Origin of the sequence: Bacillus cereus group sp. MYBK30-2, from assembly GCF_051915945.1 — a bacterium.
In the GTDB taxonomy this organism is placed as follows: Bacteria; Bacillota; Bacilli; order Bacillales; family Bacillaceae_G; genus Bacillus_A; species Bacillus_A paramycoides.
Genome location: NZ_JBQAFR010000001.1, coordinates 2,184,801 through 2,199,862, shown reverse-complemented (window position 1 = coordinate 2,199,862; position 15,062 = coordinate 2,184,801). Strand labels below are relative to the sequence as shown.

The window sequence follows — 15,062 nt, the reverse complement described above, 5'->3', positions numbered from 1 at the left end:
TAAATGATGAAGCCGGTAGTAGTAAAAGAAAAACAAGTGAATGAGTCACAAATACATGTTATAGAAGATGAGGTTAGACAAGCGAAAACGCTGGATCGTGATATCGTGACGCATGCGATGAAACAATCCTTTGCGAAATTGAATCCGAAAGTAATGATAAAGAATCCTATTATGTTCATTGTAGAAATTGGATTTACAATTACGTTACTTTTATCCTTTCTTCCAAGTAGTTCGAGTAGCGTACCAGGGTGGTTTAATATAACAGTTTCTCTCATTCTATTATTTACAGTTTTATTTGCTAACTTTGCAGAAGCGTTAGCAGAAGGGCGTGGTAAAGCGCAAGCCGATTCTTTAAAACAATCGAAGAAAGATGTGTTTGCAAATGTTGTAAAAGAAAATGGAGACATCGTTCAAGTTTCAGCAACTGAGCTGAGAAAAGGTGACGTTGTTATTGTAAAACAAGGAGAAATGATTCCGAATGATGGTGAAGTAATAAAAGGATTAGCGTCTGTAGATGAATCTGCAATTACAGGGGAGTCAGCTCCTGTTATAAAAGAAGCAGGTGGCGATTTTTGTTCAGTAACAGGCGGAACGATGGTCGTAAGTGATGAGATTACAATTGTAATTACAAGTAATCCTGGTGAATCATTTATTGATAAAATGATTTCTTTAGTAGAAGGAGCTGCTCGTCAAAAAACGCCGAATGAAATTGCTTTAAATACAGTATTAACGAGTCTAACTCTAATTTTCTTAATCGTTGTTGTGACGTTGCCGATCTTTACAAATTATTTAGGCTTTCAAATTGATACAGCTGTACTTGTGGCATTGTTAGTTTGTTTAATTCCAACGACAATTGGGGGGTTATTATCAGCGATTGGTATTGCCGGGATGGACCGTGTGACAAAGTTTAATGTATTAGCAATGTCAGGGAAAGCAGTAGAAGCTGCGGGCGATATTAATACAATCATTTTAGATAAAACAGGTACGATTACTTTCGGGAACCGGATGGCACATACACTACTCCCTGTAGGAAATGAAACGATTGAGCAGGTAGGGAAATGGGCTGCGATTAGTTCCGTTTTAGACGAAACGCCAGAAGGTCGATCTGTTATAGAGTATGTGCAAGCAAAATCAATATCATATAATAGAGAACTTGCAGAACAAGGTGAATTTGTTCCGTTTAAAGCAGAAACGAGAATGAGCGGTGTTGATTTACAGGATGGAACGAAAGTGAGAAAAGGTGCTGTTGGTGCCGTTATTGAATGGGTTCAATCACAAGGCGGAACGATTCCAAAAGATGTGAATCAAAAAGCAGATTTAATTTCAAAAGAGGGCGGAACACCACTTGTAGTTGCAGTAGATGATCGTATTTACGGTTTAATTTATTTAAAGGATACAGTAAAACCTGGTATGCGTGAACGTTTTGAACAATTGCGCCAAATGGGGATTAAAACGGTTATGTGTACAGGTGATAACCCATTAACAGCAGCAACAATTGCAAAAGAAGCAGGGGTAGATGAATTCGTTGCCGAGTGTAAACCAGAAGATAAAATTGCGGTTATTAAAGCAGAACAAGATAAAGGGAAACTTGTAGCAATGACAGGTGATGGTACAAATGATGCTCCGGCATTAGCGCAAGCCGACGTTGGATTAGCGATGAATAGTGGTACAACAGCTGCGAAAGAAGCAGCAAATATGATTGATCTAGATTCGAATCCAACTAAAATTATTGAGGTTGTAGGAATCGGTAAGCAATTGTTAATGACACGTGGTGCGCTAACGACGTTTAGTATTGCGAATGATATTGCGAAATATTTCGCGATTATTCCAGCGATGTTTACACTTGCGATTCCGCAAATGGAAGCATTAAATATTATGAAATTAACATCACCGCTTTCAGCAATCTTATCAGCATTAATATTTAATGCAGTTATTATTCCGTTACTAATTCCGTTAGCGATGAAAGGTATTGCATATAAACCGATGAGTTCTAATGCACTGCTTAGCCGAAACTTACTCATTTACGGGCTTGGCGGAGTTATCGTTCCATTCATTGGAATTAAAGTAATTGATATGATTGTCGGCTTGTTCATATAAGGAAGAGGGGAAGAAAGATGGCGAAAAAACAAAGTATACTTTCACCAATTATTCGTATTACTTTTACATTCTTAGTCTTGTGTGGACTTGTATACCCGCTAATTGTAACGGGTATTGCGCAAGCGGTAATGAAGGATAATGCGGATGGAAGTCTTATATATAATGATAAGAATGAAGTAGTTGGTTCAAAATTAATCGGTCAAAATTTCACAGATCCACGTTATTTTCATGGGCGTGTCTCTAGTATAGAATATAAAGCAGAAGCATCAGGATCTAATAACTATGCACCGTCTGATCAAGATTTAGCGAAACGAGTAGAGAAAAGTATTGCAGATTGGAAGGTACAAAATCCAAGTGTGCCAGTTACAGAAGTACCGATTGATTTAGTAACAAATTCAGGTTCAGGACTTGATCCGGATATTAGTCCACAGGCAGCTTACGTACAGGTGGATCGTATCTCGAAATTAACAAATATTCCGAAAGAAAAGCTTGATCAGCTTATTAAAAATCAAACAGAAGGCGCTGCACTCGGTTTATTTGGAGAGGACCGTGTAAACGTCTTAAAGTTAAATTTAGAATTACAGAAACTAATAAAATAGTAACAGTGCTACCTCAATCTAATGGATTGAGGTAGCGTTGTTTCAAAAGAAAGGTTGTGCGTGTCTTGTATGCAGATGACTATAAACCAACGTTTCAAAGGCGAACACCGGAAGAGTATTTAGAATACATTCGTCAGCAAAATCGCGGAAAGTTAAAGCTATACGTAGGGGCTGCTCCAGGAGTAGGGAAAAGTTATAAAATGCTCTTTGATGCTAGAGAAATGCAAAAAGATGGTATTGATATTGTAATTGGTTTAATTGAAACACATGGAAGAAAAGAGACGGAAGAAGCAATTGCTGATTTAGAAAAAGTTCCTTTAAAAGAAATAGATTATAAAGGGAAAGTATTTTATGAACTGGATGTAGAAGGAATTATAAAGCGAGCACCACAAATAGTTGTTGTTGATGAACTCGCGCATAGTAATATTCCTGGTTCTAAACATAAAAAACGGTACATGGATGTTCAAGAATTGTTAGAGGCTGGTATATCAGTATTATCAGCGTTTAATATTCAACATTTAGAAAGTGTTCATGACATTGTAGCTCAAATTACGAATGTCAAAGTACGAGAACGTATTCCGGATTTTATTTTGCAAAAAGCAAATGAAATTCAACTCGTTGATGCAACACCTGAGGTATTAAGGAAGAGATTAATAGATGGAAAGATATATAAGGAAGAAAAAATTCAGCAAAGCTTACAAAACTTCTTTACGCTTAATAATCTAGGGGCACTAAGGGAATTATCGCTTCGTGAAGTTGCAGATGATATGGATGAAAAAATTAGTCAAACAGTTATAGAGCCGATTGGCGTGAAAGAAAAAATTCTCGTTTGTGTACAATACAGTTCAACAGCAGAGAAATTAATAAGAAGAGGATGGCGCATGGCTGATCGGTTAAACGCTGAATTGTATGTCTTAAATGTAGAAAGGGAAAATATAGATTCTATTTCAGCAGGGAAAAAGCAAACAATTGAAGAGTGGAAATCCTTGACGAATCAATTTGATGCGAGCTTTGTATTAGAAGAAGCGAAAGGGAGAAAACCAGCTGATGTTATTATTGAAGTCGCGAACAGACTACAAGTAACGCAAATTTTACTCGGGCAATCAGCAAGAACACGGTGGGAAGAAATAAGAAAAGGTTCTATTGTAAATGAAATTATGAGACAAACGAAGCATATTGATATCCATATCGTTGCTGATCAAAGAGCTTAAAATAGAGACCTCCTTTCGGGAAGTCTCTATTTTGCTTTTTACCTATTTTCTTTTTTGTAGAGTATGGGGATTTTGTTCCTGTGAGAGGAAGACATTCACTTAGAAGTAGACCTAGGTTAAGAGAATGAAAAAAATATAAATGAAGCCCCTCAACGTGGATGTATATCTATCTTGGCGAAATATCTATTCCATATTCTTCTTATAATTGAGTTTTAATAAACTTTTAAAATCTAGCTCAGCAATTAATACACTTAATAATATGAGAGTTGCACCTAAGTAGCCTTTAAGTGTGAGTGTTTCACCCGTGAAAAAGAAGGCAAAACCTGCGGAAAAAACAGGTTCTAATGAAAAAATAAGACCTGTATGTGTGGGAGTGGTGTATTGCTGGGCAATAACTTGAACAATGAATGCGACTGCTGTGCAAAATATACTTAAGGCTAAGGTGATTAGCCATGAATCAATAGTGCTTGGAAGTTTTGGGGTTTCTATAATGAATGAAAAAATAAGACTAAATAGGCCAACAAAGCCGAGTTGTATTACCCCAAGAGCAATTGAATTCACATGTTTCGTTACTGTGCCCGTAATGATGACGTGAATCGCATAAAATAAAGCAGACAATATGCAAAATATATCGCCGTTACCGATCTTAAATTCACTATTTAATGTTAATAATCCGATTCCTATTATCGTTAAAACAATTCCTAATATAACTTTCTTTTCAGGAATGTGCTTTAAAAATATAGATGATAATATTGGAATGAAAATGACAGTGAGACTTAGTAAGAAACCTGCATTAGAAACACTTGTATACTTTGTACCGAAAGTCGCAAAAATATAAACTATAAATAAAACAGAAGCTAATATAAAAGCATATTTTACAGTTTTAAAATCAATTTTGAATAAGTGTTTGTAAAATATTAAACCTGATAAAAGAAAGGCAATAATAAATCGTAATGCGATTAAATTATATTCTTCTATGTCATCAAGGCCAACCTTTGTAAGTAGGATGGATGCACCCCAAAAAAATGTAACCAGTAGTAGCATTAAATCAGCTTTTAATTGTAATTTCATCCCTATTCCCTCGTTATCTATAATTTGTAATTTCATCCCCATCATCTTATTATATATTTTAATTTCAATTCTGAATATTTAAAATTAAAAAACTGGGATTATTTATAATAATTCATTTAAAGAAGTCGTAGCGATATTTCGCTAGCCTGATAGTGATGTGGTGCTATCACTAGGAAGAAGAAATTCTTTTTTTTCAAGCCTTTTGAATATAGTTTCTGAAAGAACTCATATATAATAGAAAAAGATACTTAACATAGTGAATAATTAAAGAGTCAATATATAGAAAGAGGAGAGAGTAACATGCTTGAAAATACGGGGTTAGTATTAGAAGGCGGCGGTATGCGCGGAGTATATACTGGTGGGATACTAGAATACTTTATGGAACAAAATTTATATTTTCCATATGTAATCGGTGTATCAGCTGGTGCTTGCCATGCAGCGTCGTATCTTTCCAGACAAAGAAATAGAAATAAAACAGTAAATATTGATTATGCATCACATCCACAGTATTTATCGTATAAAAACTTATGGAAAAAGCGTCAATTATTTGATATGGATTTCATTTTTCATGAAATTCCAGAAAAGCATGTACCGTTTGATTTTGAAACATACTTTAATAGTCCAGAGCGTTTCCTTGTAGGAACAACAGATTGTGAAACTGGACAACCTGTTTATTTTGAAAAAGAGGGAACGAATGATGATGCCTTAAATTTATTGCAAGCGTCTAGTTCATTGCCATTTATTGCACCGGTAGTAGACTACAGAGGTAAGCAATTATTAGATGGCGGGATTTCTGATCCGATTCCAGTTCGTAAAGCACAGGAAGATGGATTTAAAAAATCAGTCGTTATTTTGACGAGAAATCATGGTTACGCGAAGAAAAAATCAAAGTTTGGCTGGGTTGCAGCAAAGGCTTATAAAAAATATCCCAACCTTGTAAATACGATGTTGACTCGTTATGAAGTATATAATGAAACACTTCACTACATTGAAAAAGAAGAACAAGCGGGTAATTTATTTGTTATTCGTCCAGAAGTGCCGCTTCAAGTAGACCGTATGGAAAAAGATACAGCAAAACTACAAAATCTATATGAGCAAGGCTATGAAGATGCGAAGAGACAATTTGCAGATTTACAGGCGTTTTTGCAAAAATAATAATTAGGCTGTGGAGAAGGAGTTCTCTGCAGTCTTTTTTGTTATTGGTTTGAATGCCGAATGATATTTTAGAAATGGTTATACACGTTTCTGATTATGGTATAATATGGATAAAAGTATGTGGAGAGGTGATACATATGGAAAATGTATATAAAGGACTTAGACATACTGGATTTACTGCAATGCTTATTTTTGGCGGCGTATTTTTACTTCGCTGGCTTATTCATGATGAAATGCTATTAGATCAGCTTATTGGGTTTAGTGTAGGGATCGTGATGGTTATTTCATCAGTTTTCATTCAAAAGTATAGTAAAGAATTACAGGTAGATGAGAAGTATTAACAAATTGTAAGCTCCCTTTATATTTGGAGGGGTCTTTTTATAGTTAAGAGGTTTGAATAGAGAGGAGGCGTTTGGATGATTTTCTTATTTGCGGTGTATTTTGTTTTTATTATGACGTTGTTAGTTACATTTCTTCTTTCTAAAAAAGCATATAAGAAGCCTCCTGTTAAATATATACCAACGTTAATTTTGTTTATTTTGGCTTTTATTTCTTCTATTATGTTTGTAATTAATAACGGAATGGGAGAGCTGATGATAGCAGTCTTCTTAGGACTTGTAGCAGTAGCGAACCTTCTCTTACTACTTGCGTTAAAAGTAGTTCGTACGATTGTTGCAAAAGGAAAGTAGCGCATCGGAATTCGATGCACTACTTTTTTATTTAAACTTCTTTTTAATAAATGAAAAGGCTAAAGCTGTAATTAAAATACTGCCTTTAATGATATCTTGTGCATAATAAGGAACGTTCATCATTGTGAGTCCATTTAATATGATGCCAATTAGTATGGAGCCGAGAAATGTTCCGATGACATTTGGTTTCTTGGCACCGAACATTGCATAACCGATGTAGGCAGCTGCGACTGCATCCATTAATAATGGGGCACCAGCTGAAACTTGTCCTGTTCCAACGCGGCTACATAGAATAATGCCGCCAATAGAGGCTAGTAAACCGCTAATCATATAAGCATATACACGGTAACGATCGGTAGGAATACCCGCTAATCTAGCAGCTTCTCGATTCCCACCTGTCATATAAAAGAAACGACCGTATGTTGTTTTTTCTAAAAAAAGATGTGCAATGAAAACAACGATAAGCATGATAATGACAGGGACTGGAATCCCTAAAACGGAGCCTTGACCGATAAATAAAAAGGATGGAATAAAATGTCCTGTGGCCCCAGACATTCCTTCATAAATAGAAGATCCTTTTGAGAATGTTAAGTGTAGTCCATTCACGATATACATGATACTTAATGTAGCTAGCAAATCTGGTAGTTTAATTCGGATAACGAGTAGTGCATTTAATAATCCAACTAATAGACCACAAAGAATAGGAATAAGAAGTGTGACTAATAGTTCTTGTCGATATAAAACGAGACAGGAGGCGGCCGCAATTGTTGCTAGACTAGCGGTAGAGCCGACTGATAAATCAAATCCATCTACAATTAATGTAAAGGTAACACCGATTGCAAGTAACGTTACAATAGAAATGGAACGTAAAATATCACTAATATTGTTGTAGGTTAAAAAAGAATCGTTGACGATAGAGAAAAAAATTGTAACGCCTATAATGATAGCGATTGTGCTAAATTGATAAAAAAGATGGGTAGGTAAATATAATTTCTTAGTTTTAGTTTTATGAACGAGATTCAATGGAATAGCTCCCTTCAGATAAATGTAAAAGCTGTTCAGAAGATAGGTCATTCGGCAAGTACTCGCCTACAAATTCGCCGTTTGCTAGTATAAGAATACGATCGGCGATATGTAGCGCTTCATCTTGTTCTCCTGTGAAATAAATTACGGAATTTCCGTCTTTTGTAGTGTTGCGAATGAATTGAAAAATGTCTTGTTTCGCAGCGACGTCTACACCTTTAGTTGGCTCGTCCAAAAGAAATAGATTAGGTTTGAATCCATCCCACTTTGCAATCGAGACTTTTTGTTGGTTTCCTCCGCTAAGTGAATGAATAAATGCTTTTGGATCATTTGGTGAGATGCTGAAAGTAGTAATTGCCGCAGTAGCATTATGTAATTCGGGTTGTTTTCGTCTCCAACCAGATTGGTGTAAATTTGTGTGACTTATAATATCTTCCGAAAGAAATAAGCCCTGTTTTCTTCTTTCTTCTGGTACAAGTGCGATTTTCGCTTTAATTGCATCTCGCGGTGTTTTAATCGTTATATTTTGGCCGTTTATTTTTGCACGATAAGTATGGCGAGCACCAAATAAAGTTTCAGCAAGCGTTGTTTTTCCGCTTCCAATTAATCCGTATATCACAACAGTTTCTCCTTTTCGTACTGTAAGAGAAAGGGGAGAATGGTCTTTGTGTAATTGAAGCTCTTGTACTTTTAATATTTCTTCACTCCCGAATTTTGGTGCTGTATTAATAGGAAGTAAGAGTTGTTTTCCAGTCATTGCTTCAACAATTTGTTGATCTGTAATCTTTGTAATAGCTTCAGATAGTGTAACCTTACCGTTATGTAATACAGTTACCTCATCCGCAAATTTTCGAATCTCGGATAAACGATGAGAAATCAAGATGATACCAATACCTTTTGATGTTAAATCTTTTAAGAGATTCCCAAAGGTTTCCACTTCTTTTGGCCCAAGAGAAGAAGTTGGCTCATCTAATAAAAGATAATTTGTATTGTTAGATAGGGCTCTTGCGATGAGAAGTAATTGTTTTTCATGTAATGAGCAGTTTGAAACATCTTCCGAAACATTTAAATCTACCTGTACAGCTTGCAAATATTGTTTCGCGAGTGCTACTAATTTTGATTTTGAAAATAGTACTCTATTTTGCATTGTTAAATGATCGATTAGTACATTTTCTAATACAGATAATCCAGGAATAAGTCCGTGATCCACTTCTTGTGTTACGAAAGAAATACCATGCTTTTTCGCATCTCGTGGCGAAGTAAAGGAAATAGGCTGATTATCAATTTTTATGTCCCCAGCAACTGGCTGAATTTCACCAGTTGCTATTTTTAGTAAAGTACTTTTTCCCGCGCCGTTCATTCCTAGTAAAGCGTGAACTTTTCCTTTTTGTATGTTAATAGAAACATCTTCTAGTACAGGGGTAGCGATGTGATAAGAATGTGTAATGTTTTGAAGAGAGAATGTCATCATTTTTTCTCCTTCTCTAATTTTTTCATCCAAGGGGAATATGCATCTTTCGAGTCTCCCCAACCGTTTATATGTTTTGATAATTGATCCATTGTTATATTTTCTTTTGGTAAACTATCTTTCTTTACTAAATAAGGTTCTAGTGAGTAAATATCCGGCGTTTGTTCACCAGCGATTTTTTTGTATAAGAAGCGCACTTGAACTTTACCGACTTCAGCCGGATCAGTTGCAGCCGTAGCAGTCCAAGGTGAATTTTCTTTTTGCATGAGTTGTAAATCTTCATTACTTAAGTCAATGCCGTATACTTTTATATCTGTACGATCAGCTTGTTCGAGTGCTTTGACGGCCCCTTTAGCAAACTCATCCCACGAAGCGAAAATAGCTTGTAAATCCCCTTTTTTCGGATATTTCTTTAGTAAAGCTTCTACTTGTGTTTGTGTATCAAGTGGTGTGTTATTACTAGCAGTACCAAAGCGTGCAACTTCTTTTATATTTGGATAACGTTTATAAAAAGCATCGATGATAACATTGCGACGTTCCATTGGAGCAAATCCGCCAACCCATACGACGGCGATATTCCCTTGTCCATTCAAATCTTCCGCTAACGTTTTTAATGATTTCCATGCGAGACTATAGTCATCTTGATCAATAATCGTTACGCCTGGTAAGTGTAGGTCGTTATCAAATGCTACTACAGGAATGTTCGCTTGTAATGCTTTTTCTACTCCGGGTTTTAGTGCTTCAGAGCGACCGTGATCAATTAAAATACCATCAACTTTTGAATTAATAGCAGTATCTAGATTTGCTGCCATTTTTGCTAAATCATTATCAGAATTGTAGACTTGCACACTGCCACCGAATAGCTCAACTTGTTTTTTGACACCCTCAATATATTGAGAGGAAAAAGTTCCGATGGACATTTGCATAATTAATGCGATTTTTAATGGCTTTTTTACTTGGCTTGGAATTTCTGTTTGTAAATGATTTTCTGCTGTAGTAGTCACTTTCTTCACCGGTTGTTGCATTTGTGAAGAGACAGCATCTTGTTCATTTGTGCAAGCTGTTAATGTAAGTAAGAGAAAAATAAGTGCTATGGAACAAAATTTCTTCATAAAAAAATCCCTCCTAAACTAAGAAGAGAGGGGAGGGAGTGAAAATAAAAAACGCCTTTTCATATAGAAAAGACGTCTTATCATATTACTCTTATCTTTCAACACAATGTGTTGTAAGAATTAGCACCGTGCCCATAAATGGGTCGGTTGCCGGGCTTCGTAGGGCTCATCCCTCCACCTGCTCTTGATAAGACATCGAATATTTAACTATTTCGAATTATTCCATAACTATGTACTGTTGTCAAATGTTTTTTAATAAATAAAAAACCCCTGACAACGAGGGATTTTAATGTGGTAAGAATATCAATTGATAAGCGAACAAGATTCCGAATAAATACACAAGTGGGTGAACCGAACGGAATTTACCTTTTGCCACTTTCATAAGTGGATATGAAATAAATCCAAGTGCAATACCTGTTGAGATACTTGATGTAAGTGGCATGCTTAAGATTACTAAGAATGCTGGGAATGATTCATCAAATGCATCCCAATCAATGTGGCGAACAGAGCCCATCATAAGACTACCAACGATAATTAGTGATGGTGCAGTAATAGCTGATACACCAGAAATGGCACTTACTAATGGTCCGAAGAACGCTGCTAATGCAAATAGAACAGCTACTGTAACTGTCGTTAAACCAGTACGACCACCGGCAGCAACACCAGCAGATGATTCAATATAAGCTGTTGATGGTGTTGTTCCGAACATAGAACCGATTGTTGCTGAGAATGAGTCAGATAGAAGAGCTCGTCCTGCTTTTGGAAGCTTTCCGTCTTTCATAAATCCACCTTGTTGTGCAACGCCAAGTAATGTACCTGTTGTATCGAATAGTGTAACAAGGAAGAATGAGAAAACAACGCCGTATAATCCGTAGTTAATTACATCAGATACAGCAGTAATTGGATTTGAAACAATAATTCCTTCTGGTAATCCAGGCATTGATGTAACACCGTTTGAGAAAGTTAATTGTCCTGTGAAGAAAGCGATAATACCAGTTAATAGCATTCCGATAAATAGCGCGCCATTTACATTTAAAGACATAAGGACAATTGTAATTCCAAGTCCAGCTAATGCTAGTAGTACTGGAGCAGAGTGAAGATCTCCAAGTCCAACTAAGTTTGCATCATTTTTTGTAACGATACCTGTTAAACGTAAACCGATAAAGGCGATGAAAAGACCGATGCCAGCAGTAATTGCATGTCTTAAGTTTTCAGGAATTGCTTCCATTAATTTTGTACGGAAAGATGTAAATGATAACAAAATTAAAATCATACCTGCTACGAATACAGCAGAGAATGCAATTGCGAAAGTCATGCCTTCATGAGCTTTTACAACAGAGTAAGAGAAGTAAGCATTTAATCCCATACCTGGTGCAATTGCAATTGGTAAGTTTGTAAAGATTGCCATAAATAATGTTCCGACAACAGCAGCGATAATTGTTGCTGTAAATGCTTGTTCAAATGGAACACCTGCATCCCCAAGGATGACAGGGTTTACGACAATGATATATGCCATTGTTAAAAAGGTAATAATACCTGCCATAATTTCAGTTTTAATAGAAGTTTTATGTTTTGAAAGGTTAAACATATAAACATCCTTTCTTTTTACGAATAATTTCCACAACAGTTATATATAATATTCGTTTTTTATCTATTTTGCAATAGTTTTACATAAAAACTTTAGAACAATTCATATTTTATGTCTTAAATTCGAATATTAATCGTGAAGATGCGTGTGAATTACAGTTTTTTAATGTGTAAGTAGTTTTTATTATTGTGCACATTATAAGGAAAAGGAGTTGAAGGAAGTTATGCCACAGCAAAAAAACTTTTTAACAATGCCAGCGCAACATCAAAATAAGCAGCCTGGTATTGAATCGTTAATGAATCCTCTTCCGCAATTTGAAGATCCAAATTATAAAGGAAGCGAAAAGTTAAAAGGAAAGAATGTATTAATTACAGGGGGAGATAGTGGCATTGGGCGAGCTGTGTCCATTGCTTTTGCAAAAGAGGGAGCAAATATTGCGATTGCTTATTTAGATGAGGATGAAGATGCAAACGAGACGAAACAACTTGTTGAAAAAGAAGGCGTGGATTGCATATTACTGCCGGGGGACTTGAGTAGTGAACAACATTGTAAAGATATTGTGGAAAAGACTGTTTCACAGCTGGGGAGTTTAAATGTTCTAGTGAATAACGTTGCACAGCAGTATCCGCAGCAAGGGTTAGAGTATATTACAGCGGAACAGCTAGAAAAAACGTTCCGTGTTAATATTTTTTCTTATTTTCATGTTACAAAAGCAGCACTCTCTCATTTAAAGCAAGGGGATGTAATTATAAACACGGCATCTATCGTTGCGTATGAAGGAAATGAAACGTTGATCGATTATTCTGCAACGAAAGGAGCAATTGTCGCCTTTACAAGATCACTCTCTCAGTCCCTTGTACAAAAAGGAATTCGTGTAAATGGTGTTGCGCCAGGGCCAATTTGGACGTCGCTTATTCCATCAAGTTTTGATAAGAAAAAAGTATCACAGTTCGGGAGCAATGTCCCGATGCAAAGACCTGGTCAGCCGTATGAATTAGCACCTGCATATGTATATTTAGCGTCTAGTGATTCGGCTTATGTGACGGGACAAATGATACATGTAAATGGTGGCGTTATTGTAAATGGATAGTTTTCATTTATAAGAGCAAAGTAAAGCTAATTGCATTTATTATGATGTTAGTGCTAGGGAGGATTTAGATGAAAAAAGTCTGGTTTATCGCAATCTTATTTTTCTGCCTACCAGCTAGCGCTTTTGCTAATACAGATCATCTAATATTAGTTAACCTTACGACGAATCAGCTATCTTTTTTTGAAGATGGAAACTATACTAGGACATTTCCGATAACGACAGGAAGAGACAGTACCCCGACGCCTGAAGGTAATTTTTGTATTATAAGTAAATATAAAAATAAAGACTACCATCGTAAAAAAATAGCTGGGGGTGCACCGAATAATCCTCTCGGTACGAGGTGGCTAGGTTTGGATAAAAAGGAATATGCAATTCATGGAACAAATCGGGAATGGACGATTGGAAGCCGGGAGTCGAATGGTTGTATTCGCATGCATGATCGGGACATACAATGGTTATATGATCGGGTACAATTACAGACAAAAGTAATTATTTCTCGTTTTTATACGAGTCCTGAATATGAAGCGTATAAGCTTGGTTATCGTGTTGTGAGCTGGAATGGTCGTAAAGTAGAAGAGGAACAAATCGGGAGTCTTACGTTAGTTGATCGTTTAAATATATATTGGCAAGAGCCAAATGGACAGCTTTCGAAAGTAAAAACAGTATTGCCAAATGAAAGATATGTAGTATATTCGAAATGGAAAAATGGAGTATATTATATAGGAAATAATTTGTATATAATAGATGAAACTGGAGAGAAAATTCGTTATGAACAATTACCGTATTCGATTTTGAGTAACATCTATAAAAGGAAATATAATGTCCCGTAATAGCTACCGTAAATAGACGGTAGCTTATTTGTGCTTTGATTTTAACTGCAACTATTGTTTTTTCATGAATATAATACAGTACGGATTGGGGGCGGTTATATTATGAAAAGTGAATTTGCATTTAAAATTTTCTTAGTAACGATTTGTTTATTTATCGTGTATTTGTATGCGTTACTCGTATTTTCCTTTTATGTTCCGTATATTGATTTAATATTGTTCTTCGGATTTATTTGGGCGTTTGTTAAAGCAAGGGAAGGAGAGAGGAGTATATATCGGCGTATCACTTTATGTGGGACGGTCATTCTCGTCGTTTTATACTTTTTTATGATGCATGATTTTTGGAGGGGAATGTAAAAAAGCATACGACTAATCGTATGCTTTTGTGTTTAATATTTTGGCTTGAATGTTTGACAACAAGTTTCTACACTCGTCGTTACAGAGCTTTCAAGCGTCTCATTTGTTAAAGTTGCGCTTGTATAGGAATCGTTTTCAATTTGATCTGCTTGTTGTGCATCGGGTTGAACAACGATTGCACTTGCTTGACAAAAGTTACCTTGTCCCCAAAATGAGCAATTGGAAACAGAGCATCTTACTTCTGGCATAAAACCCCCTCCTTATACATTAGTGTGGGATTTTACACCCATTTCATGTATAGAAGGAGTTTCCTATTCTTGTTTTGTTTTTTCGAACCATTTTGTAAATGCTTCTTTTGATTGTTCTCCGCTAACACGGCTCACTTCTTTACCGTCTTTAAAATGAATGATTGTTGGAGTGCCTTTAATTTTATAGTCATCCCAAGGAGCGTCCAATTTTTCGATATCCATAACTTTCATATCGATATTTAAATCTTTTGCAAGTGGTACGACAATAGGAGATATTTTTTGGCAATGAACGCAAGTTGTTTGATAAAAGTATACTGTTTGTTCTTTTTTCTCTTCTAAATTTTTCTGAAGATCTGGAAGAGCGATTTTATTTGTATAGTAGTCCGTACCGTTTGTTTGGCTAGTACTATTATTATTAAGCTTTTGACTTGTCGATGCGTTTTTTTCTTCCATTTGTGTTACACCATAGATTGCTGCAAATAAGACGATAATAATACCGCCAAATATAAGCATTTTTTTCATTTTTT

The 15,062-nt window shown here is 35.8% G+C and carries 16 protein-coding genes and 1 riboswitch; of the genes, 9 read left to right on the top strand and 7 right to left on the bottom strand.

From position 1 onward, the window contains the following. The first annotated feature begins 6 nt into the window (after positions 1-6). From kdpB to kdpDN, 3 genes are read left to right on the top strand one after another with little or no spacing between them, the layout of a single operon-like run. Positions 7-2,097, top strand: a complete 2,091-nt coding sequence (kdpB, locus tag ACTFQM_RS11340; protein WP_440034414.1) for a potassium-transporting ATPase subunit KdpB — start codon at positions 7-9, stop codon at positions 2,095-2,097. 17 nt (positions 2,098-2,114) lie between these two features. Next, complete coding sequence (gene kdpC / locus ACTFQM_RS11335) at positions 2,115-2,696, top strand: K(+)-transporting ATPase subunit C (RefSeq protein ID WP_002170456.1); 582 nt, start codon at positions 2,115-2,117, stop codon at positions 2,694-2,696. 56 nt (positions 2,697-2,752) lie between these two features. Further along, entirely contained in the window at positions 2,753-3,907 is a 1,155-nt protein-coding gene (gene kdpDN / locus ACTFQM_RS11330) for a KdpD-like non-kinase potassium sensor (RefSeq protein ID WP_081806860.1), read from the top strand. Positions 3,908-4,090: 183 nt separating this feature from the next. Here the strand turns inward: kdpDN and ACTFQM_RS11325 are convergent, their stop codons facing one another. Then, positions 4,091-4,978 carry a DMT family transporter gene (locus ACTFQM_RS11325; RefSeq protein WP_025150205.1) on the bottom strand — a complete coding sequence of 296 codons (888 nt, stop codon included), beginning with the start codon at positions 4,976-4,978 and terminating at the stop codon, positions 4,091-4,093. 300 nt (positions 4,979-5,278) lie between these two features. Between ACTFQM_RS11325 and ACTFQM_RS11320 the strand changes: the two genes are divergently transcribed. The 3 genes from ACTFQM_RS11320 (at position 5,279) to ACTFQM_RS11310 (ending at position 6,822) form a co-directional block, all read left to right on the top strand. Then, positions 5,279-6,133 (top strand): patatin-like phospholipase family protein, encoded by an 855-nt coding sequence (locus ACTFQM_RS11320; RefSeq protein ID WP_071717816.1) that lies wholly within the window; start codon positions 5,279-5,281, stop codon positions 6,131-6,133. Between the two features lie 137 nt (positions 6,134-6,270). Next, positions 6,271-6,474, top strand: coding sequence for a hypothetical protein (locus tag ACTFQM_RS11315; protein WP_048373720.1), 204 nt, complete (start codon positions 6,271-6,273; stop codon positions 6,472-6,474). A 75-nt stretch (positions 6,475-6,549) separates the two neighbouring features. Continuing rightward, on the top strand, positions 6,550-6,822 hold the full coding sequence (locus ACTFQM_RS11310; protein ID WP_048373676.1) for a hypothetical protein: 273 nt from the start codon (positions 6,550-6,552) through the stop codon (positions 6,820-6,822). Between the two features lie 27 nt (positions 6,823-6,849). Here the strand turns inward: ACTFQM_RS11310 and ACTFQM_RS11305 are convergent, their stop codons facing one another. The 4 genes from ACTFQM_RS11305 to ACTFQM_RS11290 all read right to left on the bottom strand — a co-directional run bounded on the left by ACTFQM_RS11305 (position 6,850) and on the right by ACTFQM_RS11290 (position 12,013). Further along, positions 6,850-7,845, bottom strand: coding sequence for an ABC transporter permease (locus tag ACTFQM_RS11305; RefSeq protein ID WP_002170462.1), 996 nt, complete (start codon positions 7,843-7,845; stop codon positions 6,850-6,852). Beyond that, positions 7,829-9,316, bottom strand: a complete 1,488-nt coding sequence (locus ACTFQM_RS11300) for a sugar ABC transporter ATP-binding protein (protein WP_440034348.1) — start codon at positions 9,314-9,316, stop codon at positions 7,829-7,831. The genes ACTFQM_RS11305 and ACTFQM_RS11300 overlap by 17 nt, the downstream gene beginning before the upstream one ends. Continuing rightward, positions 9,313-10,425 carry a sugar ABC transporter substrate-binding protein gene (locus ACTFQM_RS11295; RefSeq protein WP_440034347.1) on the bottom strand — a complete coding sequence of 371 codons (1,113 nt, stop codon included), beginning with the start codon at positions 10,423-10,425 and terminating at the stop codon, positions 9,313-9,315. The genes ACTFQM_RS11300 and ACTFQM_RS11295 overlap by 4 nt, the downstream gene beginning before the upstream one ends. A gap of 88 nt (positions 10,426-10,513) precedes the next feature. After that, a riboswitch (SAM riboswitch) is annotated at positions 10,514-10,619 on the bottom strand. Between the two features lie 92 nt (positions 10,620-10,711). After that, positions 10,712-12,013, bottom strand: coding sequence for an NCS2 family permease (locus ACTFQM_RS11290; protein ID WP_002170465.1), 1,302 nt, complete (start codon positions 12,011-12,013; stop codon positions 10,712-10,714). Between the two features lie 223 nt (positions 12,014-12,236). On the opposite strand from ACTFQM_RS11290, the gene ACTFQM_RS11285 reads away from it, so the two are divergent. From ACTFQM_RS11285 to ACTFQM_RS11275, 3 genes are all read left to right on the top strand, one after another. Continuing rightward, positions 12,237-13,103 (top strand): SDR family oxidoreductase, encoded by an 867-nt coding sequence (locus ACTFQM_RS11285; protein ID WP_440034346.1) that lies wholly within the window; start codon positions 12,237-12,239, stop codon positions 13,101-13,103. Positions 13,104-13,171: 68 nt separating this feature from the next. Further along, positions 13,172-13,933, top strand: coding sequence for a L,D-transpeptidase (locus tag ACTFQM_RS11280; protein WP_440034345.1), 762 nt, complete (start codon positions 13,172-13,174; stop codon positions 13,931-13,933). Positions 13,934-14,035: 102 nt separating this feature from the next. Further along, complete coding sequence (locus ACTFQM_RS11275; protein ID WP_328064051.1) at positions 14,036-14,287, top strand: hypothetical protein; 252 nt, start codon at positions 14,036-14,038, stop codon at positions 14,285-14,287. Between the two features lie 32 nt (positions 14,288-14,319). On the opposite strand, the gene ACTFQM_RS11270 is transcribed toward ACTFQM_RS11275, so the two are convergent. Both ACTFQM_RS11270 and ACTFQM_RS11265 read right to left on the bottom strand, forming a co-directional pair. Continuing rightward, a complete protein-coding gene (locus tag ACTFQM_RS11270) occupies positions 14,320-14,535 on the bottom strand; it encodes a DUF1540 domain-containing protein (protein WP_002170469.1) in 216 nt (71 codons plus the stop codon). A gap of 63 nt (positions 14,536-14,598) precedes the next feature. Further along, positions 14,599-15,057, bottom strand: a complete 459-nt coding sequence (locus tag ACTFQM_RS11265; protein ID WP_440034344.1) for a thioredoxin domain-containing protein — start codon at positions 15,055-15,057, stop codon at positions 14,599-14,601. Positions 15,058-15,062 lie beyond the last annotated feature (5 nt).

Excerpts from the sequence above, each read along its gene's own strand:
- kdpB (WP_440034414.1), top strand. The coding sequence starts at position 7 with ATGAAGCCGGTAGTAGTAAAAGAAAAACAAGTGAATGAGTCACAAATA.
- kdpC (WP_002170456.1), top strand. The coding sequence starts at position 2,115 with ATGGCGAAAAAACAAAGTATACTTTCACCAATTATTCGTATTACTTTT.
- ACTFQM_RS11325 (WP_025150205.1), bottom strand. The coding sequence starts at position 4,978 with ATGAAATTACAATTAAAAGCTGATTTAATGCTACTACTGGTTACATTT.
- ACTFQM_RS11320 (WP_071717816.1), top strand. The coding sequence starts at position 5,279 with ATGCTTGAAAATACGGGGTTAGTATTAGAAGGCGGCGGTATGCGCGGA.
- ACTFQM_RS11315 (WP_048373720.1), top strand. The coding sequence starts at position 6,271 with ATGGAAAATGTATATAAAGGACTTAGACATACTGGATTTACTGCAATG.
- ACTFQM_RS11310 (WP_048373676.1), top strand. The coding sequence starts at position 6,550 with ATGATTTTCTTATTTGCGGTGTATTTTGTTTTTATTATGACGTTGTTA.
- ACTFQM_RS11300 (WP_440034348.1), bottom strand. The coding sequence starts at position 9,316 with ATGATGACATTCTCTCTTCAAAACATTACACATTCTTATCACATCGCT.
- ACTFQM_RS11295 (WP_440034347.1), bottom strand. The coding sequence starts at position 10,425 with ATGAAGAAATTTTGTTCCATAGCACTTATTTTTCTCTTACTTACATTA.
- ACTFQM_RS11290 (WP_002170465.1), bottom strand. The coding sequence starts at position 12,013 with ATGTTTAACCTTTCAAAACATAAAACTTCTATTAAAACTGAAATTATG.
- ACTFQM_RS11285 (WP_440034346.1), top strand. The coding sequence starts at position 12,237 with ATGCCACAGCAAAAAAACTTTTTAACAATGCCAGCGCAACATCAAAAT.
- ACTFQM_RS11280 (WP_440034345.1), top strand. The coding sequence starts at position 13,172 with ATGAAAAAAGTCTGGTTTATCGCAATCTTATTTTTCTGCCTACCAGCT.
- ACTFQM_RS11275 (WP_328064051.1), top strand. The coding sequence starts at position 14,036 with ATGAAAAGTGAATTTGCATTTAAAATTTTCTTAGTAACGATTTGTTTA.
- ACTFQM_RS11270 (WP_002170469.1), bottom strand. The coding sequence starts at position 14,535 with ATGCCAGAAGTAAGATGCTCTGTTTCCAATTGCTCATTTTGGGGACAA.
- ACTFQM_RS11265 (WP_440034344.1), bottom strand. The coding sequence starts at position 15,057 with ATGAAAAAAATGCTTATATTTGGCGGTATTATTATCGTCTTATTTGCA.